The 25,335-nt window shown below is 72.3% G+C and carries 24 protein-coding genes and 1 pseudogene; 6 read left to right on the forward strand and 19 right to left on the reverse strand.

The features are described from left to right. Nucleotides 1-3: 3 nt before the first annotated feature. Nucleotides 4-249: a hypothetical protein gene (locus tag ACJX2R_RS19585; protein ID WP_413101195.1), complete on the forward strand. Its 246-nt coding sequence runs from the start codon at nucleotides 4-6 to the stop codon at nucleotides 247-249. A 53-nt stretch (nucleotides 250-302) separates the two neighbouring features. On the opposite strand, the gene ACJX2R_RS19590 is transcribed toward ACJX2R_RS19585, so the two are convergent. Continuing rightward, nucleotides 303-860, reverse strand: coding sequence for a GNAT family N-acetyltransferase (locus ACJX2R_RS19590; RefSeq protein ID WP_413101196.1), 558 nt, complete (start codon nucleotides 858-860; stop codon nucleotides 303-305). A 125-nt stretch (nucleotides 861-985) separates the two neighbouring features. On the opposite strand from ACJX2R_RS19590, the gene ACJX2R_RS19595 reads away from it, so the two are divergent. Together ACJX2R_RS19595 and ACJX2R_RS19600 are read left to right on the forward strand one after the other, a co-directional pair. Then, complete coding sequence (locus ACJX2R_RS19595; RefSeq protein WP_413101197.1) at nucleotides 986-1,630, forward strand: GNAT family N-acetyltransferase; 645 nt, start codon at nucleotides 986-988, stop codon at nucleotides 1,628-1,630. 385 nt (nucleotides 1,631-2,015) lie between these two features. Then, complete coding sequence (locus ACJX2R_RS19600; protein WP_262700045.1) at nucleotides 2,016-2,210, forward strand: YegP family protein; 195 nt, start codon at nucleotides 2,016-2,018, stop codon at nucleotides 2,208-2,210. Here ACJX2R_RS19600 and ACJX2R_RS19605 read toward each other — a convergent pair. The 5 genes from ACJX2R_RS19605 to leuA all read right to left on the reverse strand — a co-directional run bounded on the left by ACJX2R_RS19605 (nucleotide 2,179) and on the right by leuA (nucleotide 9,682). After that, nucleotides 2,179-2,886, reverse strand: a complete 708-nt coding sequence (locus tag ACJX2R_RS19605; RefSeq protein WP_413101198.1) for a response regulator transcription factor — start codon at nucleotides 2,884-2,886, stop codon at nucleotides 2,179-2,181. The two genes, ACJX2R_RS19600 and ACJX2R_RS19605, sit on opposite strands and share 32 nt — an antisense overlap. Continuing rightward, a complete protein-coding gene (locus ACJX2R_RS19610; protein WP_413101199.1) occupies nucleotides 2,883-4,409 on the reverse strand; it encodes a sensor histidine kinase in 1,527 nt (508 codons plus the stop codon). The genes ACJX2R_RS19605 and ACJX2R_RS19610 overlap by 4 nt, the downstream gene beginning before the upstream one ends. A 207-nt stretch (nucleotides 4,410-4,616) precedes the next feature. Further along, on the reverse strand, nucleotides 4,617-6,803 hold the full coding sequence (locus ACJX2R_RS19615) for an MMPL family transporter (RefSeq protein ID WP_413101200.1): 2,187 nt from the start codon (nucleotides 6,801-6,803) through the stop codon (nucleotides 4,617-4,619). A 129-nt stretch (nucleotides 6,804-6,932) separates the two neighbouring features. Further along, complete coding sequence (locus tag ACJX2R_RS19620) at nucleotides 6,933-7,643, reverse strand: TerB family tellurite resistance protein (RefSeq protein ID WP_044575485.1); 711 nt, start codon at nucleotides 7,641-7,643, stop codon at nucleotides 6,933-6,935. A 236-nt stretch (nucleotides 7,644-7,879) separates the two neighbouring features. After that, nucleotides 7,880-9,682: a 2-isopropylmalate synthase gene (leuA, locus tag ACJX2R_RS19625; RefSeq protein WP_262700041.1), complete on the reverse strand. Its 1,803-nt coding sequence runs from the start codon at nucleotides 9,680-9,682 to the stop codon at nucleotides 7,880-7,882. A 334-nt stretch (nucleotides 9,683-10,016) separates the two neighbouring features. On the opposite strand from leuA, the gene ACJX2R_RS19630 reads away from it, so the two are divergent. Both ACJX2R_RS19630 and ACJX2R_RS19635 read left to right on the forward strand, forming a co-directional pair. Then, a complete protein-coding gene (locus ACJX2R_RS19630) occupies nucleotides 10,017-11,135 on the forward strand; it encodes a M4 family metallopeptidase (protein WP_413101201.1) in 1,119 nt (372 codons plus the stop codon). Between the two features lie 27 nt (nucleotides 11,136-11,162). Next, nucleotides 11,163-11,429 carry a protealysin inhibitor emfourin gene (locus ACJX2R_RS19635; protein ID WP_201849664.1) on the forward strand — a complete coding sequence of 89 codons (267 nt, stop codon included), beginning with the start codon at nucleotides 11,163-11,165 and terminating at the stop codon, nucleotides 11,427-11,429. Nucleotides 11,430-11,461: 32 nt separating this feature from the next. Here the strand turns inward: ACJX2R_RS19635 and ACJX2R_RS19640 are convergent. The 13 genes and pseudogenes from ACJX2R_RS19640 to ACJX2R_RS19700 all read right to left on the reverse strand — a co-directional run. Beyond that, nucleotides 11,462-11,560, reverse strand: a pseudogene (locus tag ACJX2R_RS19640) (GTPase Era); the annotation flags it as partial. A 99-nt stretch (nucleotides 11,561-11,659) separates the two neighbouring features. Further along, on the reverse strand, nucleotides 11,660-12,616 hold the full coding sequence (gene era, locus ACJX2R_RS19645; RefSeq protein ID WP_262700038.1) for a GTPase Era: 957 nt from the start codon (nucleotides 12,614-12,616) through the stop codon (nucleotides 11,660-11,662). Between the two features lie 83 nt (nucleotides 12,617-12,699). Then, nucleotides 12,700-13,050, reverse strand: coding sequence for a cytidine deaminase (locus tag ACJX2R_RS19650; protein ID WP_262700037.1), 351 nt, complete (start codon nucleotides 13,048-13,050; stop codon nucleotides 12,700-12,702). A gap of 127 nt (nucleotides 13,051-13,177) precedes the next feature. Next, nucleotides 13,178-16,159 (reverse strand): beta strand repeat-containing protein, encoded by a 2,982-nt coding sequence (locus tag ACJX2R_RS19655; protein ID WP_413101202.1) that lies wholly within the window; start codon nucleotides 16,157-16,159, stop codon nucleotides 13,178-13,180. 481 nt (nucleotides 16,160-16,640) lie between these two features. Then, the gene (locus ACJX2R_RS19660) at nucleotides 16,641-17,945 is read right to left on the reverse strand and encodes a hemolysin family protein (protein ID WP_262700035.1); all 1,305 of its coding nucleotides are present in this window, start codon (nucleotides 17,943-17,945) and stop codon (nucleotides 16,641-16,643) included. Further along, on the reverse strand, nucleotides 17,942-18,439 hold the full coding sequence (gene ybeY, locus ACJX2R_RS19665; protein ID WP_413101203.1) for an rRNA maturation RNase YbeY: 498 nt from the start codon (nucleotides 18,437-18,439) through the stop codon (nucleotides 17,942-17,944). Before ybeY ends, ACJX2R_RS19660 begins: the two co-directional genes overlap by 4 nt. Nucleotides 18,440-18,450: 11 nt before the next feature. Beyond that, nucleotides 18,451-19,455: a PhoH family protein gene (locus ACJX2R_RS19670; RefSeq protein ID WP_262700034.1), complete on the reverse strand. Its 1,005-nt coding sequence runs from the start codon at nucleotides 19,453-19,455 to the stop codon at nucleotides 18,451-18,453. A gap of 204 nt (nucleotides 19,456-19,659) precedes the next feature. Then, complete coding sequence (locus tag ACJX2R_RS19675; protein ID WP_262700033.1) at nucleotides 19,660-20,775, reverse strand: carbohydrate kinase family protein; 1,116 nt, start codon at nucleotides 20,773-20,775, stop codon at nucleotides 19,660-19,662. Between the two features lie 213 nt (nucleotides 20,776-20,988). Further along, entirely contained in the window at nucleotides 20,989-21,909 is a 921-nt protein-coding gene (locus tag ACJX2R_RS19680; protein WP_413101204.1) for a ribonuclease Z, read from the reverse strand. A 3-nt stretch (nucleotides 21,910-21,912) separates the two neighbouring features. After that, nucleotides 21,913-22,272, reverse strand: coding sequence for a histidine triad nucleotide-binding protein (locus ACJX2R_RS19685; RefSeq protein ID WP_262700031.1), 360 nt, complete (start codon nucleotides 22,270-22,272; stop codon nucleotides 21,913-21,915). A gap of 77 nt (nucleotides 22,273-22,349) precedes the next feature. Continuing rightward, nucleotides 22,350-22,943, reverse strand: a complete 594-nt coding sequence (locus ACJX2R_RS19690) for a hypothetical protein (RefSeq protein ID WP_413101205.1) — start codon at nucleotides 22,941-22,943, stop codon at nucleotides 22,350-22,352. A 246-nt stretch (nucleotides 22,944-23,189) separates the two neighbouring features. Continuing rightward, a complete protein-coding gene (locus tag ACJX2R_RS19695; protein ID WP_262700029.1) occupies nucleotides 23,190-23,933 on the reverse strand; it encodes a 16S rRNA (uracil(1498)-N(3))-methyltransferase in 744 nt (247 codons plus the stop codon). After that, nucleotides 23,930-25,021 carry a nitronate monooxygenase gene (locus ACJX2R_RS19700; protein ID WP_262700028.1) on the reverse strand — a complete coding sequence of 364 codons (1,092 nt, stop codon included), beginning with the start codon at nucleotides 25,019-25,021 and terminating at the stop codon, nucleotides 23,930-23,932. Before ACJX2R_RS19700 ends, ACJX2R_RS19695 begins: the two co-directional genes overlap by 4 nt. 14 nt (nucleotides 25,022-25,035) lie before the next feature. On the opposite strand from ACJX2R_RS19700, the gene ACJX2R_RS19705 reads away from it, so the two are divergent. Then, nucleotides 25,036-25,224: a hypothetical protein gene (locus ACJX2R_RS19705; protein ID WP_413101206.1), complete on the forward strand. Its 189-nt coding sequence runs from the start codon at nucleotides 25,036-25,038 to the stop codon at nucleotides 25,222-25,224. The last annotated feature ends 111 nt before the right edge of the window (nucleotides 25,225-25,335 follow it).

Here is a 25,335-nt window from a genome sequence, read left to right on the forward strand (position 1 = left end):
GCCATGGGGCGGACGGCACGGTCCGGGCCGGTCGGGGTCATCCTCTCGGTCGACCCGGACCGGTTCGCCCAGGTCGTGGAGGCCGCGCGCCGGGTCGGGCTGACGGTCACCGGTGAGCAGCCGATCCTGGGCTCGCTGTCCGGGACGATCGCGGAGGACCGGATCCCGGTGCTGGAGGCGGTGGACGGTGTGGAGTCGGTGGACCGGGAGCGGATCGTCCGGCTGCCGCCGCCCGACGCGCCGCAGTAGGGCGCCGCCGTGGGCCTCGGCTCCTGCCGCAGCGAGCCTCGACTCCTGCCGCGTCAGACGCGGTCGAACGGCTCGGCGTACTTGAAGGGGCCCTTGACGGTCGGCTGATAGGCGGTCAGGGTCCGGACCTGGAAGTACTCGCCCCAGGCCGGATCCGGGGCCGTGATGCCGTACTCGGCCGCCGGGCGGAAGCCGAACCGGCCGTAGTACGCGGGGCTGCCCAGCAGCGCGACCAGCGATTCGCCGAACGCGTCCGCGGCGCCGAGCACCGCGTGGACGAGCGCGAGGCCCACGCCACGGCCCTGATGGGCGGGGTGCACGCTGAGCGGGCCGAGGCCGAGGGCGAGGGCCAGGTCGGAGCCGACATGGCCGCGGGTGCACACGACATGTCCGATCACCTCGCCGCGGTCGCCGGTGGCGACGAACGACAGCGCGGGCAGCCAGCCGTCGCTGATCCGCAGCTCGTCCAGGAGCGTGGCCTCGATCGGAGGTGGGGGGTTCGAACTGCTCGAGGTGTCCGAGCTATCCGAGGTATCCGACTTCGTGAACGCGGCCGAGGTGACGGTCCGTACGGCGTCGATGTCGAAGCGGGTCTCTCGTCGGATCAACATCGGGTCAGGATGCGTCCGAATGCCGCACTACGGCAAACGAATTGTGCGCCCACGCGCGGGGGCGGGCCACGCGGTCGGCCGTAATTGGTTCGACTCGGCGGCCGCGGCTCCGGCAGCCTCCCGTCATGGACCCCCATTACTGGCCCCTGTACGGTCTTCGTCTGCGCACGCCACGCCTGGAGCTGCGGCTTCCAGACCTCCCCCTGCTCGACGAGCTCGCCGCTGTCGCGGCGGACGGGGTGCACGACCCGGACGAGATGCCCTTCGCCGTCCCGTGGACCGACGCGCCCCCGGAGGAGCGCGGACGCGGCACCTTCCAGCATGTGCTCCGCACGATCGCCGAATGGCGGCCGGAGCAGTGGACGCTGAGCCTCGCGGTGCTGCACGAGGGGGCGGTGATCGGGCGGCAGGACCTGTTCGCGACCGAGTTCGGCGTCACGCGGGAGGCCGAGACCGGCTCCTGGCTGGGCACCGCCCACCAGGGCAAGGGTCTGGGCACGGAGATGCGGGCGGCCGTGGCGCACCTGGCGTTCGAGGGGCTGGGCGCGCTGTCGCTGATCTCCGGTGCGATGGTGGAGAACGGCCGCTCGCTGGGGGTCTCCCGGCGGCTCGGCTACCGCCCCGACGGGCTGTCCGTGCTCGCCGTACGGGGCGAGGCCCGCACCCTCCAGCGGCTGCGGCTGGACCGCGCGGCCTGGGAGGGGCACCGCGCCACCCCGGTCGAGATCGCCGGACTGGAGCCGTGCCGCGCGCTGTTCGGCGCTGCCTGACGCCCTTGGGCCGTGACGTCCTCGGGCCGCGGGAGTGCGAGCCCGCATTGCCCGCTCTACGATGGTTTGAGGGGGCCGAGACGGCTACAAGGTGTCCGGCGGACCACACGACGGCGCCGCATATCGGTTCACGCGGCGGAGCCGCATATCGATACTTCCCCCTCCCCGCCCCTTCCCGCTACCAGGGGCTACGCCCCCTGGACCCCGGGGGTCTGGGGCGAAACCCCGCCTTCCAGCCCCTCCAGAGGGCACCTCCCAGCGGTAGCTGGGGGAGCTTGAGGAGCGGGGTCTGGGGCGGAGCCCCAGTAGCGGGAAGGGGCGGGAGGGGAGCAGCCCGCCGCAGGCGGCGAGATCGGCCGGACACGCCCCAACGGAGGTGGCACCCATGGCAGGCAAGTTCGAGATCTACGAGGACAAGCGCGGCAAGCACCGCTTCCGGCTGAAGGCGGGCAACGGCGAGATCATCGCGGTCGGCGAGGCCTATGAGTCCAAGTCCGCCGCGCAGAAGGGCGTCGAATCCGTCAAGAAGAACGCCCCGACGGCCGAGATCAAGGAGATTCCGACCGACAAGTCGGTGTGACCAGGCCGGACTCATAGGCCGCGATGACGAGTTGGGCGCGGTCGCGGGCGCCCAACTTGCCCATGATGCGGCTGACGTGGGTCTTGGTGGTGAGCGGCGAGAGGCCGAGGGTCTGCGCGGCCTCGGCGTTGTTGAGGCCCCGGGCGACGAGGGCGAGCACCTGCCGTTCGCGCTCGGAGAGCGCGGCCAGTGCGGCGGGCGCGGGAACGCCGGGCGGCGGGGCCTCCGGCAGGCTCAGGACGCGGGCGATGAGCCGGGCGGTGGGGCCGGGCGAGAGCAGGGACTCCCCCGCCGCCACGGTCCTTATGGCGTCGAGGAGTTCGGCGGGCCGGGTGTCCTTCACCAGGAAGCCGGACGCGCCCGCGCGCAGCGCCTCGACGATGTGCTCATCGGTGTCGTATGTCGTCAGCACGAGCACCTTGACCCCGGCGAGATCCTCGTCGGCGGCGATCCGGCGGGTGGCCTCGATGCCGTCGAGGTCGGGCATCCGGATGTCCATGACCACGAGGTCGGCGCGGGCGGTGCGGGCCAGTTCGACGGCCTCGCGGCCGGTGCCCGCCTGCCCGACCACGTCCATGTCGCGGGCCGAGGAGACCAGCATGGCGAAGGCGGAACGGACCAACGTCTGGTCGTCCGCGAGCAACACCCTGATCGGCGGGTCCGGTGGTGTGGTCATGCGGGGGCCTCCCTGGACGGTGCGGCGGTCTGTCCGGTGCTGGCGCCTGTGGCGGTGCCCGTGCCCGTGCCGGTGCCGGTGCCCGTCCCAGTGGCGGCGCCTGTGCCCGTGGTGGTGCCAGTGCCGGTGGCGGTGCCAGTGCCGGTGGCGGTGCCCGTACGGCCGCCGGGCGGGCCGCCCCTCCCCCACGGCAGCGCGGCCCTGATCGCGAAGCCGGGCCCGTCCTCGCGCGGTCCTGCTGACAGGGTGCCCGCGACGCTGCGGGCCCGTTCGCGCATGCCCACGATGCCGTAGCCCGTTTCGACGGGCGCGGTAAGGGGCGGTTCGTCGCCCCCGGGGCCGTCGTCCACGGCGGCGACGCTCAGCTCCCCCTCGTCCCGTACGAGCGTGATCCGCACCCTGGTGCCGGGTGCGTGGCGGACGGCGTTGGTCAGGGCCTCCTGCACGATCCGGTACGCGGCGGCGCCCACCGCGGGCGACAGTTCGGACGCCTCCACGTCGACCGTAAGGTCCACACGGACGCCCGCCGCCTCCGCCGCCGCGGCCAGGTCGGCGAGTCCGGCGAGCCCCGGCAGCGGCCCGGTGCCCTCCTCGTCCGCGCGGTCGGCGTCGCCGCCCGTGCCGCCGCGGAGCACCTGGAGGGTGGCCCGGAGCTCGGCGCGGGCGTCCCGGCAGGTGTCGGCGATCGAGTCGAGAGCCTTGGCCATCGCCTCGCGGTCCAGCCGCTCGGGGTCGGCGATCAGGACATGCGCCGCGACGGAGGTCTGGACGCCGATGAGGGTGATGCTGTGCGCGAGCAGATCGTGCAGATCGCGGGCGATGCGCAGCCGCTCCTCGGCGACCCGCCGGGCCGCCTCGTCCTCGCGGGTCCGCTCGGCGCGTTCGGCGCGCTCCAGGATCGCGGCGATGTACTTGCGGTGGATGCGGACCGCCTCGCCGATCACCACGACCGACAGCACCCAGCCGGAGGTGCGCAGCATGTCGAGACCGGCGTGCGGCTTCCCGCTCAGGACCATCACCGACACCATGATCGAGATCACGGCCGTGACGGTGAGGAAGGACCGCAGCGGCGGGCCCATGACGGCGAGCGTGTAGACGGCGAGGAGCCCGGCCGGGACGACCGCGAGGTGGACGTTGTCCATGGCGTGGTACGGCCCGACCATGAACACCACGGCCACGGTCACCACCATCGGGCTGTGCCGCCGCCCGATGAGCACCGTGGCGCTGGCGGCGAGCAGCGCCCAGCCGAACGCGTCCGGGCGGTGGCCGTTCCGGTCGGGGTTGAGCAGCGCCAGGACCACCTGGAGGACCAGCACCGCACCGGCGATCCGGGCGTCCACCCGCCGCCGCCTGCGGGCCTCCTCCGGGGCCTCCGCGGGGCGGGGTCCGTTGTGCAGGGCGCGCGACGCGGAGGCGATCGCGCGGTGGACGGCGGAGCGCGCGGCGGGGTGCCGGGCGTTGGCGGCACGCTCCGGCGGGTTGGTCGCGGAGTGGGTCGTAGGAGGTACGGGCACGGGCTCCATCCTCGGGGATCCGCCTCGGGCCGATCCATAGGGCTGCCATAGGGCTGCCATGGGGCTGCCATGGGGCTGCCATGGGGCTACGGATCCCATCGGGGCTGTACGGGGTCCGGGAAGCGGCCAGGGGCGGCGTGGGGCGGCCAGGGGCGGTACGAAGGGTGTCCCGGACCGGCCGTCCCCTGTGCGGCCGGTCCGGGCCGGGGGACGGCGTCAGCCGCCGCGTACGGCCGGTTCCGGACGGGGCCCGGCGGCGGGTCCGTCCTGGGCGGCCGGGGCCGGCGAGGCGGGCGTACGGCGGAAGAGGGCGCCCGGCCACCACACCCACCGCTTCAGCAGCAGGCTCGCCGAAGTCACCAGGTACGTCCGTACGAGGAAGGTGTCGAGCAGCACGCCGACCGCCACCACGAACCCCATCTCGACCAGCATCACCATCGGCAGCGTGGCCAGCACCGCGAAGGTCGCCGCCAGCACCAGACCGGCCGAGGCGATCACCCCGCCCGTCGTGCGCAGCGCGGTCACCGCCGCGTCCGGGACGTCCGCCCCGCGCAGCGACTCCTCGCGCATCCGGTGCATCAGGAAGATGCCGTAGTCCACGCCGAGGGCGACCAGGAAGACGAAGGAGAGCAGCGGCAGTCCGGGGTCGACCCCGGCGAAGCCGAAGACCGGGTCGAAGAAGAGCCCGCCGAGCCCCATCGCCGCTCCCCACACCGCCACCACGGCGACCACCAGCACCAGCGGCGCGACGAGGCTGCGCAGCAGGGCGGCGAGGATCAGCAGTACGGCGATCAGTACCAGCGGGATGACCAGCGTCCGGTCGCGGGCGTTGGTGTCCTTCAGGTCGAGCTGCTGGGCGCTGGGTCCGCCGACCAGCGCGTCGGCGCCCTCGACCCGCACCAGACCGGAGCGCAGGGCGTGCAGCGCGGCCGTCTCGTCCGCCGACTGCGGGGCGCCCCGGGGGAAGACGTCGATCTCCGTCCAGCCGCCGCCGCTGCGCCCGGTGTCCGCCCGCGCCACCCCCTCCGTGCCGCGTGCCCGCCGCAGCACCTCGTCCGCGCCCGCGGTGCGCGCCATCACGCTGATGGGCTGGCTGCTGCTGTCCGGATAGGCGTCGGCGAGGGTCTCGGTGGCGGCCACCGACTCGGGCTTGTCGGTGAAGGTGTCCTCCTGCTTGAGGTTGCCGGGCAGATTGAGCACACCCAGGGCCAGGACGCCCAGCAGCGCGGCCCCGCCGAGGAGCACGGCACCGGGCCGGCGGCGGGCCGAGTCGCCCATCGCCCCGAAGAACCCGCGCCGGGTCGCCCGCGGTTCACTGCCGTAGACGGGGATCAGCGGCCAGAACACCCGGCGTCCCAGCAGCACCAGCACCGCGGGCAGCAGCGTCATCATCGCGGCCAGCGCGCAGACGACCCCGACCGCGCCGACCGGACCCAGTCCGCTGCTGCTGTTGAGGTCGGCGGCGAGCAGACACAGCAGCCCGGCCGCCACGGTGCCGCTGGAGGCGAGCACGGCCGGACCGCAGCCGCGCACGGCCTCGCGCATCGCGTCGTACGGGGCGCGGTGGCGGCGCAGCTCCTCGCGGTAGCGGGACACGATCAGCAGGGCGTAGTCGGTGCCCGCGCCGAACACCAGCACCGTCATGATCGAGGAGCTCATGCTGGTGACGATGAGGTCGAAGCCCTGGACGAGGCCGTAGACGATCGCCATGGCGGCCATGGCGGCGGCGCCGACCGCCCCCAGCGGCACCAGCCACAGCAGCGGGCTGCGATAGGTGACGATCAGCAGCAGGGCGACCACCCCGGCGGTGGCGAACATCAGCGTGCCGTCGGTGGAGGCGAAGACCTCCTGCGAGTCGGCGCTGAGCGCCCCGGGACCGCCGACCTGGACGGTCAGGCCCTCGGGATGGGAGGCGAGCTCGGCGCGGACGTCCTTGACCGCGTCGGCGCGCTCCTTCTCGTCCGTCAGGCCGGTGAGCGCCATGGGATACATCACGGTCGTGCCGTCCTTGGACGGCACGGCGCGCGGCGCCGTGCCGCCGACGAGGTCATGGCGCCCCGCCACCTCGGCGACCCGCCCGCCGGCCGCCTTACGGTCGGCGTCGGTCAGCCCGCCGTCCCGGTGGAAGACGAGGACGAGGTCGATGGTGTCGCCACCGGGCAGCCGCTCCTGGAGCCGGGCCACCTGCGTGGAGTCGGCGCCCGCCGGGAGGTAGTCGACGGCCGTGTCCCGTTTGGCGCCCTCGAGCTTGCCCGCGAAGGGGACGGCGACGAGGAGCAGCAGCACCCAGCCCGCGATGACCGCCCAGGGCAGCGAGCGCCGCCGCTTGCCGCCGGCCGCGGCGGCCGGTGGCGCCTTCGGTTGTTGGGGATCCCCAGCGATCCCTGATGATGTCGTCTGCATGCCCCCAGGCTTCCGGCGCCCGGGCGCCGATACCTCGCGCCGACGACGGAAACGGCGGCTACTACGCCGGGGGTGAGGAGGGGGCGATTACTCCCCGGGGAGTACGGAGAGCGGACCGGAACGCTCCGCTCAGAACGCCGCCCTTGTAGCTGCCAACAAGCGGGCCGTGTCGTCGGGACAGATCATCAGCGCCCGGCCGACCGTCTCCAGGACCGCGCGCTCGGCCGGGCGGTACGGGCCGTCGGCCACGGCGATCCGGGCACCCTGGAGGAGGATCGCCTCCCGGCCGGTGGGGGCCAGATGCGGGGCCAGCGGCTCCAGGGCCTCGTGCAGCTCGATGGCCAGCGCCGTACCGCACGGGTCCAGGCCGTCCCGCTCGCCGCACGCGCCCGGCAGCCGCCCGGTGTCGGCGGCCAGGGCCTCGATGAGCGCGAGCAGCTGCTCCTCGCTACAGTCGGCGAACCCGGCGGCGCGCACCGCGCCGACCGCGACCTGCCGGACCGCCGTCGCCTCGGTGCCGCCCGCAGCGAGGACCGCGAGGGCCACGGTGTGCACCGCGTCGCGGAGCATCGCGGAGAAGCGGGTCGTGGTGGGGTGGTCAAGCACCTCCGTGCCGTAGCGGCTGCCGCAGGCCGCGCATTCCACGATGGGCGCGACCGGTCCGCGCGGCAGCACCGGCAGGCCGAGCACCACGATGCGGCGACGCCCGGTACGGCGGCGGTAGTTGCGGTCACCTCCGCATTCGGGGCAGAAGAACTCACCATCGCCGACGGTCCGCCACAGAGTGCGTACGCCTACCACACACAGGTCCCGGTCACGGCGGGCTCGCCGGTGCACCACGTCACACCTCCATAACGCTTCGGCCACGTTGCCGCGTTGACGTGATGCTAGCCACATCCATGATGTGACGTCAGTACCCCGAACGGAGACAACAGGCCAAACCCGAGGCCCCGCCCACCTCGCGGGGTGAACGGGGCCCATGTGGGTGACCAGGTCAACGGGGTGATGCCCCCGTCCGGTCAGGCCGGTGAAAGATCACTTACCCATCTGAAGGAATCCGAAGGATTCCGTAAGGATCAACGGCGAGCCCGGTTCACCGCGGAGACGACGGCCTTGAGGGAGGCGCGCACGATGTTGGCGTCGATCCCGACGCCCCACAGCACCTGCCCGCCGATCGCGCACTCGATGTACGCGGCGGCCTGGGACGCGGCGCCCTCGCTCAGGGTGTGCTCGGAGTAGTCCAGCAGCCGTACGTCCACGTCAATCGCGGCCAGGGCGTCGAAGAAGGCCGCCAGCGGGCCGTTGCCGGTGCCGGTCAGCACCGTCTCGGCGCCGTCCACGACCGCCTCGACGGTGAGCGCGTCGGTGCCCTCGGTGGTGGTCGAGGTCTGCGCGCTGCGCAGCGAGATCCGGCCCCACCGGTTGTCTTCCATCGGCAGGTACTCGTCCTGGAAGGCCGCCCAGATCTGGCCCGGGGTGACCTCGCCGCCCTCGGCGTCGGTCTTGGCCTGAATCGTCTTGGAGAACTCGATCTGCATCCTGCGCGGCAGGTCCAGGTTGTGGTCGTTCTTCAGGACATAGGCGATGCCGCCCTTGCCGGACTGGGAGTTCACCCGGATCACGGCCTCGTAGGAGCGGCCGACGTCCTTGGGGTCGATGGGCAGGTACGGAACGGCCCATTCGATCTCGTCCACCGTCTTGCCCTGCTCGGCCGCGCTCGCCTCCAGCGCCTCGAACCCCTTCTTGATGGCGTCCTGGTGGGAGCCGGAGAAGGCGGTGTAGACCAGATCGCCCGCGTAGGGGTGGCGCGGGTGGATCTCCATCTGGTTGCAGTACTCGGCGGTGCGGCGGATCTCGTCGATCTGCGAGAAGTCGATCTGCGGGTCGACGCCCTGGGAGAACAGGTTCATGCCCAGCGTCACCAGGTCGACATTGCCGGTGCGCTCGCCCTGGCCGAACAGGCAGCCCTCGATGCGGTCCGCCCCGGCCATGATCGCCAGTTCGGCGGCGGCGACGGCGGTGCCGCGGTCGTTGTGCGGATGCACCGACAGGCAGATGTGCTCGCGCCGGGACAGATGGCGCGACATCCACTCGAAGCGGTCCGCGTGGGTGGAGGGGGTCGAGCGCTCGACGGTGGCCGGCAGATTCAGGATGATCTCGCGGCCCGCCTCGGGCTGCCAGACGTCCATGACGCCCTCGCAGACCTCCAGCGCGAAGTCCAGCTCGGTGTCGGTGAAGATCTCCGGGCTGTACTGGTAGCCGAAGACCGTGTCATCGCCGAGGATCTTGTCGGCGTACTCCACCACCAGCCGGGTGCCGTCCACCGCGATCTGCTTGACCTGCTCCCGGGTGCCGCGGAAGACGACGCGGCGGAAGGTGGGGGCGGTGGCGTTGTACAGGTGCACGGTGGCCTTGTGCGCCCCGCGCAGCGACTCCACGGTGCGCTCGATCAGCTCCTCGCGCGCCTGGGTGAGGACGGAGATCGTCACGTCCTCCGGGATCGCGCCCTCCTCGATGATCGACCGTACGAAGTCGAAGTCGGTCTGGCCGGAGGAGGGGAAGCCGACCTCGATCTCCTTGTAGCCCATGCGCACCAGCAGGTCGAACATCTCGCGCTTGCGGGCCGGGGACATCGGGTCGATCAGCGCCTGGTTGCCGTCCCGCAGATCGGTGGACAGCCAGCGCGGGGCGACGGTGATGCGGTTGTCCGGCCAGGTGCGGTCCGGGATGTCGACGGCCTCGTACGGGCCGTACTTGTGGATCGGCATCCCCGAGGGGCGCTGGGTGACGCTCGCGGCGGTGATGGGAGTGGGACGGCCGACGCCGTCACCGGAGATCGCGGAGGGCTCGGAATGGCCGGGCGTGTCGGAGTGAGTCATGGTGCGCGGGGCTCCTTGGATAGTCCGCTGTCCGCTGGACGAATCCGCTGTCGCGGGGTCCTGGGGCGACCGACGGGGCGTGATCAGAGCAACGCCGAACTCCGCGGGGAGGGGGTCGGCCGTTCGACTACAGGCCCTCGCCGCGGCAGCTAAGAAGAAGCAGCCCGAAACGCATGATGGAGAGCAGCCTAACCGAGACGCACGGGCCGGGCGGACCCGTATCACTATGCGGACCGAAGTATGTGCTTCGGAGGAATACACATCTTCCACTCGATTTCAGCAATCATGACCGCAAGGCGTGACACAGGCATCACGCGATGCGACATTGCCAGCTATGGACGCCAATGCCGACGCCAACGCCAATGCCCGCCCTGCCCGCGGTCACCGCCACACCGCCTTCTGCACGATCGTGCCGCCGCACGTCCTGGACAAGCTGTCCCACGCCGAGGACGCCTCGCTGGCCGATCCCGCCCGCCGCACGCTCGAGCACGACGCCCTCCAGCGCACCCGCCGCCGGATCACCACCGTGCGCGGCATCCCCGCCGCGCGGGCGGCCGCGCCCTCCGACAAGCCCCAGCGCACCATCTACGACGCCCAGCACCGGACCTCGCTGCCGGGCAGGAAGACGCGCGGCGAGGGCGACCAGGCGAGCCGGGACGACTCGGTGAACCGCGCGTACGACGGGCTCGGCGCGACCTTCGAGCTCTTCTTCAAGGCGTACGGCCGACGCTCGATCGACGACTCGGGACTGCCGCTGAACGCGAGCGTCCACTACAGCGAGGACTACAACAACGCCTTCTGGGACGGCGAGCAGATGGTCTTCGGCGACGGGGACGGGGAGGTCTTCCTGGACTTCACCATCCCGGTCGACGTGATGGCCCACGAGCTCACCCACGGCGTCACCCAGTACACCGCCAACCTCGAGTACTTCGGCCAGTCCGGGGCGCTCAACGAGTCGATGTCCGACGTCTTCGGCTCCCTGGTCAAGCAGCATGTGCTCGGTCACGGCGCCGAGGAGGCCGACTGGCTGATCGGCGCGGGACTGCTGACCGACCGGGTCACCGGGGTGGCCCTGCGCTCCATGAAGGCCCCGGGCACGGCGTACGACGACGACGTACTGGGCAAGGACCCGCAGCCGGGCACGATGGACGACTACGTCCGCACCTCACGTGACAACGGCGGCGTCCACATCAACTCAGGCATCCCCAACCACGCCTTCTACCTCGCCGCCACCGCCCTGGGCGGCAACGCCTGGGAGCGCGCCGGGCAGATCTGGTACGACGTGCTGACCGGCGGCGATCTCGCCTCCGACGCGCAGTTCGCCGACTTCGCCCAGCTCACGGTGGCCGCGGCGCAAGCCCGGTACGGCGAGGGCGAGGAGCAGTCGGCGGTGCGGGAGGCATGGGCCGGGGTGGGCATCACCGATCTGCGGGCCCACGTGGACGCGCGCTAGGGCACGCCATCGGGTAGTGATGGAGCCATGCGCATCTCCGTCACCCGGACCGGCGGATTCGCCGGAATCGAGCGCCGGGCCGAGCTGGACACCACCGGCCGGCCCGACGCCACCCATCTCGACGCCCTGGCCCACCAGGCCGTCGAGACCGGCCACACCACGGCCCCCCGCGGCGTCCCCGACGGCTTCCAGTACGAGATCACCGTCGACGGCCGCACCATCCATGCCGCGGATCCCCAGCTGAGCGACGCCCAGCGGGAACTGATCCGCGCGGTGCTGAAGGAAGGCGCGTAAGGGCCCACCTGGCTGGGGCCCACGCGCCGGGCTCAGAACCCCAGCTTCCGCAACTGCTTGGGGTCACGCTGCCAGTCCTTGGCGACCTTCACATGAAGGTCGAGGAAGACCGGCGTACCGAGCAGCGCCTCAAACCCCCTCCCTATGCCGCCCTCGCACTGCTCGGCCCCAGGGGGCCTCCCAGGCTTCGCACGGCTGCACCGGCCTCCGACCGGCGGTGGAACCCGCCCTCAGAACCCCAGCTTCCGCAACTGCTTGGGGTCACGCTGCCAGTCCTTGGCGACCTTCACATGGAGGTCGAGGAAGACCGGCGTGCCGAGCAGCGCCTCAATGTGCTTGCGGGACTTGGTGCCCACGTCCTTCAGGCGGCGGCCCTTGGGGCCGATGATGATGCCCTTCTGGCTGGGCCGCTCGATGTAGAGGTTGGCGTGGATGTCCAGGAGCGGCCGGTCCGCGGGGCGGTCCTCGCGGGGCAGCATCTCCTCCACCACCACCGCGATGGAGTGCGGCAGTTCGTCCCGTACGCCCTCCAGCGCGGCCTCCCGGATCAGCTCGGCCACCATGACCTGCTCGGGCTCATCCGTAAGGTCGCCCTCGGCGTAGAGCGTCGGGCCCTCGGGCAGCAGCGGGACCAGCAGATCCGCCAGCAGATCCACTTGCTGGTCACCGACTGCCGACACCGGGACGATCTCGGCCCACTCGATGCCCAGTTCCTTGCCGAGCCGGTCGATGGCGATCAGCTGCTGGGCCAGCTGCTCGGGCTCGACCAGATCGGTCTTGGTGACGATCGCGACCTTGGGGGTCTTCTTGATGCCCGCGAGCTCGGTGGCGATATAGCGGTCGCCCGGGCCCAGCTTCTGGTCGGCGGGCAGGCAGAAGCCGATGACGTCGACCTCGGCCCAAGTGGTGCGCACGACATCGTTGAGCCGCTCGCCGAGCAGGGTGCGCGGCTTGTGCAGACCGGGGGTGTCGACGAGCACCAGCTGGGCGTCGGGGCGGTGCACGATGCCGCGGACGGTGTGGCGGGTGGTCTGCGGGCGGTTCGAGGTGATCGCGACCTTCGTCCCCACCAGCGCGTTGGTCAGGGTCGACTTGCCCGCGTTGGGGCGGCCGACGAAGCAGGCGAAGCCCGAGCGGTGCGGGGTCTCCCGCTGCTCGGTCGGGGACGGGGAGGTACCGGCAGTCATGGCCCCCATTCTCCCCGATGCCCCGACCCGCTCGGACCAGCCGTCCCGGCCTCGTACGACCGCCGGGGGCGGGCGGGGCCGGGTCAGGCGTCCAGCGTGGCCCGCAGGGCGCCGTCGGGGCCCGCCAGCAGCACCGGGGTCCCGGCCCCGCCGAGGTCCCGGACGGCCGCGCGGTCCTCCTCCGAGGCGCTCTCCGCGTCGGTCACCACGGCCGCGGCCTCCAGGGACGTGGCACCGCTCGCCACGGCCATGGCGACGGCGGTCCGGAGGGCGCTCAGCTTCAGCGAGTCGAGGGCCACGGTCCCGGCCACATACGTACGCCCCGTCTCGTCGCGGACGGCGGCGCCCTCCGGCACGGAGTTGCGGGCCCGCACGGAGCGGGCCAGCGTGATGATCTTGCGGTCTTCGGGGTCCAACTGCGCTGCTTCGCTCATGCGGATGAGCATATGCGGGGCGTTGACCGGCGGTGACTCCGGTGGGCACACGGCGGCCCGCGCCGGGCCGCGGTGCGGCGGCCCGGCGCGGCCGATACGCGGTTGTGCGCGCGGTTTGCCCAGCTCCTTACGGGAGGATCGGCGTCGCCTGGAAGGTCAGCGAGGCCGAACCCGACGACGGGCTCAAGCCCGGAGCGCCCGCGAAGGAGGCGGTGTACGTGAAGGCGGTGATCACCGTCGACGGGACGGCGACGTTGCTGAGCGTCGCCGTGCCACTGGCGTTGGTGACCGCGCTGCCCAGCACGATCGGGCCTAGTACGGAGTTGGCGACGAAGGTGAGGGTCTGGCCGAAGATCGGGTTGTTCGACGCGTCCCTCAGCGTCGCGCTCAGGGTCGGGATGACGAACGTGCCGTTGATCCGCAGCCGGATGGTGGCCGGAGTGGCGGTCACGGTGGTCCCGGTCGGCGCCACGGCCACGTTCTGGGTGATGGTCGGTGAGGTGGAACCGGCGAAGCAGGTGTCGCCGCCGTAGGTGGCGGTGACCGTGTGCGCCCCGGTGGTGAGGGTGCTGGTGCTGACGGTGGCCTGTCCCGCGCCGTTGAGCGTGCCGGTGAGGGTGGGGCCGCCGCTGATCACGAAGGTGACGGTCCCGGTCGGGGTGCCCGTAGCCGGCGGCACCGCGGTCACGGTGGCGGTGAAGGTCACGTTCTGGCCGGGGGTGGACGGGTTCGGCGAGGAGGTGAGCACGGTCGTGGTGGTCGCCTGGCCGACGGTGACGGAGCCGGACGCCGAGGAGCCCGCCACACCCGTATTGCCCGCGTACGTGGCCGTCACCGCGTGCGTGCCCACCGGAATGGCGCTGGTCGTCACGCACGCCTGTCCACTGGCGTTCAGCGTTCCGGTCAGGGTTGGGCCGCCCGCGATCGTGAACGTGACCGTCCCGGTCGGCGCGCAGGTGCCGGGCGATGTCGGGGTCACCTGGGCACACAGGGTCACCGGCTGGCCGCACACCGGGGAGGCGGGCGTGATGGTCAGCGCGGTCGTGGACGCGGCCTGGCCGACGGTGATGGAGCCGGACGCCGCGGAGCCCGCCACACCCGTATTGCCCGCGTACGTGGCCGTCACCGCGTGCGTGCCCACCGGAATGGCACTGGTCGTCACACACGCCTGACCGGTCGCGTCGAGCGTCCCGGTCAGGGTCGGACCACCCGCGATCGTGAACGTGACCGTCCCGGTCGGGGTACAGGTGCTGGGCGCCGCGACCGTCACCTGGGCGCACAGGGTCACCGGCTGGCCGCACACCGGGAAGGTGGGCAGGAAGCTCAGGGTCGTGGTGGAGACGCCCTGGTTGACCGTGACGGACCCGGAGGCGGACGAACCCGCGACGCCGGTGTCACCGGAGTAGGCGGCCGTCACGGCGTGGGTGCCGACCGGAATGGCGCTGGTCGTCACGCACGCCTGACCGGTCGCGTCGAGCGTCCCGGTCAGGGTCGGACCGCCCGCGATCGTGAAGGTGACCGTTCCGGTCGGGGTACAGGTCCCCGGCGGGGTCGTGGTGACCTGGGCGCACAGGGTGATCGACTCGCCGCATGACGCCGTGCTGGGCGTGATGGTCAGGGCGGTCGTCGAGGACGCCTGGTTCACCGTCACGGTGGAGGTCACCGCCGAGCCCATGACGTCCCCGTCGCCCGCGTAGGTGGCGGTCACGGAGTGGGAGCCGACCGGGATGGCGCTGGTGGTCACGCACGCCTGACCGGCCGCGTTCAGCATGGCCGTCAGGGTCGGACCGCCGGCGACGACGAACGTCACGGTCCCGGTGGGGGTGCAGGTGCTCGGCGGTGCGACGGTCACGTCCGCGCAGATGGTCACCGCCTCGCCGCAGACGGACGGGCTGGGCGAGATGCTCACCGAGGTGGCCGAGGTGCCCTGGCCCACGGTGATCGACGCCGTGCCGCTGGAGCTCGCGATGTCCGTGCTGCCCCCGTAGGTGGCGGTCACGGTGTACGACCCCGCGGTCAGCGCGCTGGTGGTCACGCACGCCTGGCCGGTCGCGTCCAGCGTGCCCGTCAGGGTCGGACCACCGGTGATCACGAAGGTCACCGTGCCGGTGGGCGTACAGGTGCTCGGCGGCACCACCGAAACCTGGGCGCAGATGGTGATCGTCTCACCGCAGACCGGCGAGACCGGGGACACCGAGACCGTCGTCGTCGAGGCTCCCTGACCGACCGTGACCGAGCCGGTGTCGGTCGAGCCCGAGACGTCCCCGTTTCCGGCGTAGGTGGCCGTCACGGCGTGGGTGCCGACCGGAATGGCGCTGGTCGTCACGCACGCCTGGCCGGTCGCGTCGAGCGTGCCCGTGAGCGTCGGACCGCCGGCGACCGTGAACGTCACCGTACCCGTCGGGGTGCAGGTGCCGGGCGCGACGACGGCCACCTGGGCGCACAGGGTCACCGTCTCACCGCAGACCGGCGAGGGCGGGGAGATGGTGAGGGTCGTGGTCGAGTTCGCCGGGTTGACGGTGAGCGGCGTCAAGGGCGAGTTGGACGGGGCGAAGTTGGTGTCGCCGTTGTAGAACGCGGCGACCTGGTGCGTGCCCACGCTCAGGGCGGGGACGGTGACGGAGGCGTTCCCGGACGCGTCGAGGGTCCCGATCACCGTGGGTCCGTCCGCGCTGATGATGAAGGTGACCGTACCGGTGGGGGTGCCGCTGCCCGGGGGCACCGCCGCCACATGCGCGGTCAGGGTCACGGTCTCGCCGCAGACCGGCGCGGGCGGGACGAAGGTGACGGTGGTGGTGGTCGCCGCCTGGTTGACCTGCTGGATCGTCGTGCCGGACGAATTGTCCAGAGGATCACTGGAGTTGACGAAGTTCGCCGTGACCAGATGAGAGCCGACGGAGAGGGTGGAGTCGGTCACGCTGGCCGTGCCGGAGTCGATCCCGGTCTGGGTGAGTGTCACGGGGCCGAGGGTCGGGCCTCCGGCGATGACGAAGGTCACGTCGCCCCATGGCGGGGTTCCGGCGGTGATACCGGTGACGGTGGCGGTGTAGGTGACGGATTCGCCGAAGACGGAGGGATTCGGTACGGAGGTCACCGTGGTGGTGGACATGGAGCGGCCGCCCTTTCCTGAGCTCAGGGGATGAGCCGCCCGGCTCCGCGCGACGCACGTGCCGCGCGGAGCCATGGCCTCTGTGCGGGGGTGCCCATACGGCCGACCCGTCTACGTCAAAGCAGACAGGCCGACTGTCCCCCGACAGAGGTATGGGCGACCCACCAGTCGGTATCTGCAAGTAAGCGGGCGCCTACGCCAGATGGGCCAGGGAACGGACGGCTATTCCACCCAGATGGCGCAGCGCGGGCCGCGCGTTGGCGATGCGCTGGCGCGATGGCCCGCTGTCGTGCGGGCGCGTGCCGCGCCCCGGCGCGTACGGCGGGAGCGCGGGAGGCGGCCGGTCCGGAGAGGCCGCACCGCAGGTGCAGCGCCCCGAAGGGGCACGGGGCTGTATCGATACGCGGCTCCGCCGCGTGGGACCAGCCACGACGGCGCCGCGGACGGCCGACGACGCATCGCGGCACGTCCAGCGGAGCGCCTACTCGGCCGCGGCGGTTTCGCGGACCGGCTCGACCAGCACCGTGACGATGCGGTTGCGGCGGCCCGCCGGGGACTCGGCGGTCAGCCGCAGCGCCTTGAGCGCGGGGTCCACACCGCCCTCGGGGACGTCCACCTCGGCCTTGGCGCCCGCGATGGGCACCCGGCCGAGCGCCTTGGCGAGCAGCCCGCCCACCGTCTCGACGTCCTCGTCCTCCAGATCCGTGCCGTACAGCTCGCCGAGGTCGCCCAGGGCGAGCCGGGCGGTCACCCGGTGGGTGCCGTCGCCGAGGTCCTCGACGGGCGGCAGCTCGCGGTCGTACTCATCGGTGATCTCGCCGACGATCTCCTCGAGGATGTCCTCGATGGTGACGATCCCGGCCGTGCCGCCGTACTCGTCGATCACCACGGCCACGTGGTTGCGATCCTGCTGCATCTCGCGCAGCAGATCGCCCGCGTTCTTGGTGTCCGGGACGAAGGCGGCGGGCCGCATCGCGGTGGAGACCAGCTCGGTCTCGGCCTCGCGGTTGATATGCGTCTTGCGGACCAGGTCCTTGAGGTAGACGATCCCGACGATGTCGTCCTCGTTCTCCCCGGTGACCGGGATCCGGGAGAAGCCGGAGCGCAGGGCGAGGGTGAGGGCCTGCCGGATGGTCTTGAAGCGCTCGATGACCACGAGGTCGGTGCGCGGCACCATCACCTCGCGCACCAGGGTGTCGCCGAGCTCGAAGACGGAGTGGACCATGCGCCGCTCCTCGTCCTCGATCAGCGACTCCTGCTCGGCGAGGTCCACCAGGGCGCGCAGCTCGGCCTCGGAGGCGAACGGGCCCTTGCGGAAGCCCTTGCCGGGCGTGAGCGCGTTACCGAGGAGGATCAGCAGCGGCGGGATGGGGCCCATGACCCGGGCCAGCGGGATCAGCACATAGGCGGCGACGGTCGCGGTGTTGAGCGGGTGCTGGGCGCCGATGGTGCGCGGGGAGACGCCGACGGCCACGTACGACACCAGGACCATCACGCCGATCGCGACGGTCAGCGCCTTCCAGGTCTCGGGGAACTCGCGCAGGCTCGCGAACGTGACGACCGCGCCCGCCGCGACCTCGCAGGCGACCCGGACCAGCAGGGCCACATTGAGATAGCGGGTGGGGTCCTCGGCGACGAGCATCAGCTTGGCGCTGCCCCGGCGCCCGGAGCGCACGGCCTCCTCGGCGCGGAACCGGGTGGTGCGGGCGAGACCGGCCTCCGCGCAGGCCGCCAGCCAGGCCACCACGACCAGCAGGACGGCCGCGGTGACGAGTTGCGCACTCATCGGACGGTGGGGGCCGGGGACGGGCCGGTGACGCCCTGCTCGGCGCGCCAGCCGTCGACGATGGCGGCCTGGAGGCCGAACATCTCGGCGCGCTCGTCCGCCTCCTCGTGGTCATAGCCGAGGAGGTGGAGGACGCCGTGGACGGTGAGCAGCTGGAGCTCCTCGTCCATGGAGTGCCCGGTCGGCGCCTCCTCCCCCTGCTTCTTGGCCACTTCGGGGCAGAGCACGATGTCCCCGAGGAGACCCTGCGGGGGCTCCTCCTCGTCCTTGGCCGGCGGGCGCAGCTCGTCCATCGGGAAGGACATGACATCCGTCGGACCCGGCAGATCCATCCACTGGATGTGCAGCTGCTCCATGGCGTCGGCATCGACGACGATCACCGAGAGCTCGGAGAGCGGGTGGATACGCATCCGGGCGAGCGCGTAGCGGGCGATGTCCAGCACCGCCCGCTCGTCGATATCGGTACCGGATTCGTTGTTGACGTCGATCGCCATGGGGGTCGCGGTTACTTTCCGTTGCGGCTGTCGTACTGGTCGTATGCGTCGACGATCCGGCCGACCAGCTTGTGACGGACCACGTCGGTGCTGGTGAGCATGGAGAAGTGAACGTCCTCGACACCGTCCAGGATCTCCCGCACCTGGCGCAGACCGCTCTTGGTCCCGCCGGGGAGGTCGATCTGGGTGATGTCGCCCGTGATCACTATCTTGGAGTCGAAGCCGAGCCGGGTGAGGAACATCTTCATCTGCTCGGGGTTCGTGTTCTGGGCCTCGTCGAGGATGATGAACGCGTCGTTGAGCGTACGGCCGCGCATGTACGCCAGCGGCGCGACCTCGATCGTGCCCGCGGCCATCAGGCGCGGGATGGAGTCGGGGTCGAGCATGTCGTGCAGCGCGTCGTAGAGCGGCCGCAGATACGGGTCGATCTTCTCGTAGAGGGTGCCGGGCAGGAAGCCGAGCCGCTCCCCCGCCTCGACCGCCGGCCGGGTGAGGATGATCCGGTTGACCTGCTTGGACTGGAGCGCCTGGACCGCCTTGGCCATGGCGAGATAGGTCTTGCCGGTGCCCGCGGGGCCGATACCGAAGACGACCGTGTGCTTGTCGATGGCGTCGACGTAGCGCTTCTGGTTGAGCGTCTTGGGACGGATGGTCCGGCCGCGGTTGGAGAGGATGTTCTGGGTGAGCACCTCGGCGGGCGTCTCCTCCACCCCGCTCTCGCCGTTCTCAGCCGCGCGCAGCATGGAGATCGAGCGCTCCACCGCATCCTCCGTCATCGGTTGACCGGTGCGGAGCACCAGCATCATCTCGTCGAACAGACGCTGGACCAGGGCTACTTCCTTCGGATCCCCGGTGGCGCTGACTTCGTTGCCCCGCACATGAATATCGGTCGCCGGGAACGCGTTCTCGATAACACGGAGCAGCGCGTCACCGGATCCCAGGACCATGACCATGGGGTGCTTGTTCGGGACCGTGAACTGCGCATGCGCCTGCGGTGCTGTGGTTGGTTGCGTCATGGGCCGGCTCTCTGGCCTGCTTCTACCTCCCGATACAAGGGTTCTCGCCGCTCGACAACCTTGGGTTCCAAGGGTACGACGGAGCACCGACAACACCCGAGCCCTTTTACTCCTATCCGCTCATCGCCCCGCTCATCTGGGGCCTCCCGCGCCCCCTGATGATCCAGCGGCCGAGGCCCGAGCCAGGCCCGGCCCGCGCCCGCGCTACGCCTGGCGGAAACCGATCGTCGGGACGGCCCGGCGCAGCGGCCAGGGGCGGGCGGCGGCCGGGAGCAGCCGGTCGAGGAAGGCGTAGCGGCGCAGCGCGCGGGCGGGCTGGTCGTCGTAGGCGCGGGCGTGCTGCCACCAGGCGGCGATCTCGACCCAGCCGGGCGCCGACAGCGAGCCGCCGAACTCCTGCACCGACAGCGCGGCGGTCAGCCCCGCGAAGGCCAGCCGGTCGGCGAGCGGCCACCCGGCGAGCGTGCCGGTGACGAAACCGGCGACGAACACGTCCCCGGCCCCGGTCGGGTCCAGGGCCTCCACGGAGATCGCGGGCACCTCGGCGGTCTCGCCGGTGCGGCCGTCGACCGCGTACGCCCCCTCGGAGCCGAGCGTGACGACGGCCAGCGGGACCAGGTCGGACAGGGCACGGGCGGCGGCGCGCGGGCAGTCGGTGCGGGTGTAGCGCATCGCCTCCTCGGCGTTGGGCAGGAACGCCTCGCAGTGCTCCAGCTCGGCGAGGTCGGCCGGGTCCCAGCGGCCGGTGTCGTCCCAGCCGACGTCCGCGAAGACCCTGCTGCCGCGGCGGGCGGCCTCGGCGACCCACTCCTGGCCGCGGCCGGGCTCCAGGGAGGCCACGGCGGCGCGGGCCGGGGGCGGGCTGCTGGGCGCGGGCTCCTCGGGCGGCGGGGCCTCATGGCCGTGGGAGACCATGGTCCGCTCGCCCTCGTAGGCCATGGAGACGGTCACCGGGGAGTGCCAGCCGGGGATCGTGCGGGACAGCGAGAGGTCGATGCCCTCGCCGTGGTCCAAGGCGTCCCGGCAGTAGTCCCCGTAGTGGTCGTCGCCGAAGGCGGCGGCGAGCGAGGTGCGCAGGCCGAGCCGGGCCAGGGCGGTGGCCATATTGGCGACGCCGCCGGGGCTCGACCCCATGCCGCGGGCCCAGGACTCGGTGCCGCGGACCGGGGCGCTGTCAAGACCGGTGAAGATGATGTCCAGGAAGACCGTGCCGGTGAGATAGACGTCGCAGTCCGCGTCGCCGGGGCGGCGCACGTCCGCGAGCGGGTCGAGCAGGTGGTAGCCCGCCGCCGTGAGCTTGTCGCCGTCGTGTGTCGTCACCGCGCTCTCCCAGGTCTTGCCGGTCCGCCTCCGCCGTCGGATGCGGGTGCGGCCAGTGTGCACGATGGCACCGACAACGGGCCGGGACCCGGCCCAGCGTCACCCTGGCGGGCATCGGCCCCCGGGGCCCCGGCGCCATCGGTCCCGTCGGCCATCGGCGGCCATCGGCGGTCCCCGGCGGCCATCGGTCCCGGCTGACCCGGCTGGGCGCCCTCAGCGCCGTTTGGGCAGCGCCACCGTCATCAGGTCCTGGGCGACCGTGAGCTCCCCGTCGAACCCCGCGTCCCGCGCCTGGCGCTCGAATTCAAAAGGGTCGCCGTAGCGCTGCGAGAAGTGCGTCAGCACCAGGTGCCGCACCCCCGCCCCGGCGGCGAGCCGGGCGGCCTGCCCGGCGGTCAGATGCCCGTACTCGACGGCCAGGGCCTCCTCCTCGTCCAGGAAGGTCGACTCGATGACCAGCAGATCGCACCCCTGTGCCAGGGCGTCGGCGCCGTCGCACAGCCGGGTGTCCATGATGAACGCGAAGCGCTGCCCCCGGCGCACCTCGCTGACCTCCTCGATCGCCACCGTGCGCCCCTCGATCTCCAGCACCCGGTCCCGCTGGAGCCGGCCGATCTCCGGACCGCGGACGCCGAGCGCGGCGAGCCGCTCGGGCAGCATCCTGCGGCCGTCCGGTTCGATCAGCCGGTAGCCGTAGGACTCGACGGGGTGCGAGAGCCGGGCGGCCTCCAGCGTGTACGCGGGGGTGCGGGCCAGCACCGCGCCGTCACCGGCGACCGGCTCCTCGGTCAGCGCGACCGTCTCGCGGTAGGCGGTCGCGTAGCGCAGCCGCTCGAAGAACCGCTGTCCGCTCGCCGGGTAGTGGGCGGTCACCCGGTGCGGCACCCGGTCGAGGTTGATCCGCTGGATCACCCCGGCCAGGCCCAGGGAGTGGTCCCCGTGGAAGTGGGTGACGCAGATCCGGTCGATGTCATGGGCGGCGACCCCGGCCCTCACCATCTGGCGCTGGGTGCCCTCGCCGGGGTCGAACAGCAGGCCCTCGCCGTCCCAGCGCAGCAGATAGCCGTTGTGGTTGCGGTGCCGGGTCGGCACCTGGCTGGCGGTGCCGAGGACCATCAGTTCCCGCGCGGACAAGGGTTATCCGGGGGGCCAGTTGAGCCCGCGGCCGCCCAGGACGTGGGCATGCGCGTGGAAGACGGTCTGACCGGCGCCGGAGCCAGTGTTGAACACCACGCGGTAGCCCGTCTCGTCGAGCTTCTCATCCGCGGCGACCGCGCCCGCCTCGCGCAGCACGTCCGCGGTGACCTGCGGGTCGGCCGCCGCGAGGGCGGCGGCGTCCGGATGGTGCGCCTTGGGGATCACCAGGACGTGCGTGGGCGCCTGGGGGTTTATGTCGCGAAAGGCGACGGTGGTGTCCGTCTCACGGACTACGGTGGCCGGCACCTCCCCCGACACAATCTTGCAGAACAGGCAGTCGGCCTGCGGTTCTCCCGCCACCGGTGGCTCCTCACGGATCGTCGGCACGTACGGTCCGGATGGTACCGGGAGGGCCCGTCGGCGGAAGCGATCGCGGGCTACTCGCCCTGGGACGGCTCGGGGGCCTCCGTCGTCCGGTGCTCCCAAGGAGGGCTACGGGTCGGCTCGGGAGCCTCGGTCGTCCGGTGCTCCCAAGGAGGGCTACGGGTCGGCTCAGGGGCCTCGGTCGTCCGGTGCTGCCAGGGAGGGCTACGGGTCGGCTCGGGAGCCTCCGTGGTCCGGTGCTCCCAGGGGGGACTGCGGGTCGGCCGGGGGCTCTCGGTGTCCCGGCCACCGCCCTGGCACTCCCCGATCACATTCGCCTCGAAGACCTTCCGGCCGTCCACCTGGCCGGTCAAGTCGCCCCGGACGCAGTGGTCCTCCCGGACGTAGGTGACCCGGCCCCTGACCCTGACGTCCTTGTCGTTGTCGGTCCTGCCGTGGCAGTCCACCCGTGCGTCGGTCTCCCCGGCCCGCTCGCTCCGCGAGGGCGAAGCGGCACCCGCCGTACGGCCGTGCCTGAACTCGGCGTTGCAGCTCATCCAGCGGACGCCGACACCGCCCCGCTCCAGCGCCTCGGTGGCGACCTGGTCCGTGGTGATCGCGACCGTCACGGAGCTGATGCCGCCGCCGGTCGGCTCACATGCCGTCACCGCGACCGCCACCGCGCCGACCGCCGCGACGGCGAAGAGCGTCCGACCCCGTCCTGTCCGCCGTGTCCGTCCTGTCCTCCATGCCTCGCTCGCCTGCCGTGCCCGGCTCGCCCGCCGTGTCCGTCGTGCCTGCCTTACCTGGCTCAATACCCCCATAGGGGGTAGGTTCCCATCGGCCGACGCGAACCGGAAGGCCGTCCTCGGCCAGGTGCCGGCGTGCCCGGTGAGGGGCCCCGAAGGGGCCTCTCACCCCCAGCGGCCGGTGCGGCCGAGCAGCAGCGCGGCGGCCGCCGTTCCCGCCGTAGAGGTGCGCAGCACGCTCGGGCCCAGCCGGTACGGCCGCGCGCCCGCCTCGGCGAAGGCCGCCAACTCCTCGGGGGACACGCCCCCTTCGGGCCCCACGACTAGCACGATCTCGCCACTCGATGGCAGTTGGGCCGTCGCGAGCGGTTCCCCGCCCTCCTCGTGGAGCACGGCGGCGAATCGGGATTCGGCGAGAAGCCGGGCAACCTGCCGGGTCGTCATCGCGTCCGTGACTTCGGGGAAGGTCAGCCGACGGGACTGCTTGCCCGCCTCACGCGCCGTCGACCGCCACTTGCCGAGCGCCTTGAGGCCGCGCTCGCCCTTCCACTGGGTGATGCAGCGGGCGGCCGACCACGGCACGACGGCGTCCACACCGGTCTCCGTCATGGTCTCCACCGCCAGCTCGCCCCGGTCGCCCTTGGGCAGCGCCTGGACCACGGTGATCCTCGGGTCCGGGGCGGTCTCCCGGCGCACCTCGTCCACCGCGACCTCGAGCCGGTCCTTGCCCTCGACGGCCGCCACGGTGCCCTGGACGCCCGTACCGTGACCGTCCGTCAGCACCACGGGCTCACCGACGCGCAGCCGCCTTACGGACACCGCGTGGCGCCCCTCCGGGCCCTCCAGCCGGACCCGGGCCCCCGCGGCCGCCCCCGCCAGGGAGTCGGCCACGAACACCGGGGCGGTCACGACACCGCACCCCGCTGGGGCTGAAGGCCCAACGCGGCCCGCGCCGCGTCGAGTTCCACCGCGAGCGTGTCCACCAGCCGCGCGGCGGGCAGGTCACGCGCCAGCCGGTGGCCCTGCCCGGCCCACAGCGCCATCCCCTGGGGGTCGCCCGCCTTCGCGGCCGCCTTACGGAGGCCGGAGGTCAGGTGGTGCAACTGGGGGTAGGCGGCGGGCGCGTACGGGCTGTGCTCACGCATGAAGCGGTTGACCAGGCCCCGGGCCGGGCGCCCTGAGAAGGCGCGGGTCAGCTCGGTGCGGCCGAACAGCGGATCCGTCATCGCCTGCTTGTGCAGGGCGTTCGCCCCGGACTCGGGGCACACCAGGAACGCGGTCCCCAGCTGGGCCGCGACCGCGCCCGCGGCCAGCGCCGCGGCGATCTGCGAACCGCGCATGATCCCGCCCGCCGCGATGATCGGGATCTGGACGTACTCACGGACCAGCGTGATCAGCGACAGCAGCCCGAGCCCGACGCCCATCCCGTCCGCGGCCGGGTCATTGCTGTACGTGCCCTGGTGGCCGCCTGCCTCCACGCCCTGCACACAGACGGCGTCGGCGCCCGCCCACTGGGCGGTCTGCGCCTCGACGGGCGAGGTCACGGTCACGACCGTACGGGTGCCGACCTTGGCGAGGGCGTCGAGGACGGCGCGGGTCGGGCAGCCGAAGGTGAACGAGACGACCGGAACCGGGTTGTCGAGGAGCACGGCCAGCTTGGCGTCGTACGCGTCGTCCGAGCCCGACTCCGGGTCGCCCAGCGGGGTCTCGTACCAGGCCGCCTCGCCCGCGAGCCGCTCGCCGTAGGCCGCGACGGCGGCCGGGTCCGGGTTGGGCGGCTGCGGCATGAACAGATTGATGCCGAAGGGCCGGTCGGTCAGCCCCCGCAGCTGTTTGATCTCCTCATACATCGCCTCCGGCGTCTTGTAGCCGGCGGCGAGGAAACCGAGGCCACCGGCCTCGGAGACGGTGGCGGCGAGCTGCGGGCAGGAGGCTCCACCCGCCATCGGCGCCTGCACGATCGGGTACCGGTAGAGATCGGTCAGCGCGGAGGACATGGCCACATCGTGTCATGCCCTCCGCACCGGCTCACCACCGGATCAAGGGCGCCGCGAGCCGTTTCCCGGCCGAAGCGCTCCGCTGGAAGTGCCGCGATGCCTCGGCGGCCGACTGCGGCGCCGTCGTGGCTGGTCGCGCCCACGCGGCCGAGCCGCACATCGAAACAGCCCCGCGCCCCTTCGGGGCGCTGCCCGAACCGTAGCGGACCTCCTCCGACCTGCTCAGCGCCCGTTGAACGCGTCCTTCAAGCGCGAGAACAGCCCTTGCTGCCCCGGCTTGCCGCACTCCCCCGGGGGCCAACCCCCGCACCCCC

Origin of the sequence: Streptomyces sp. Inha503 (assembly GCF_047215865.1) — a bacterium.
In the GTDB taxonomy this organism is placed as follows: Bacteria; Actinomycetota; Actinomycetes; order Streptomycetales; family Streptomycetaceae; genus Streptomyces; species Streptomyces lycopersici.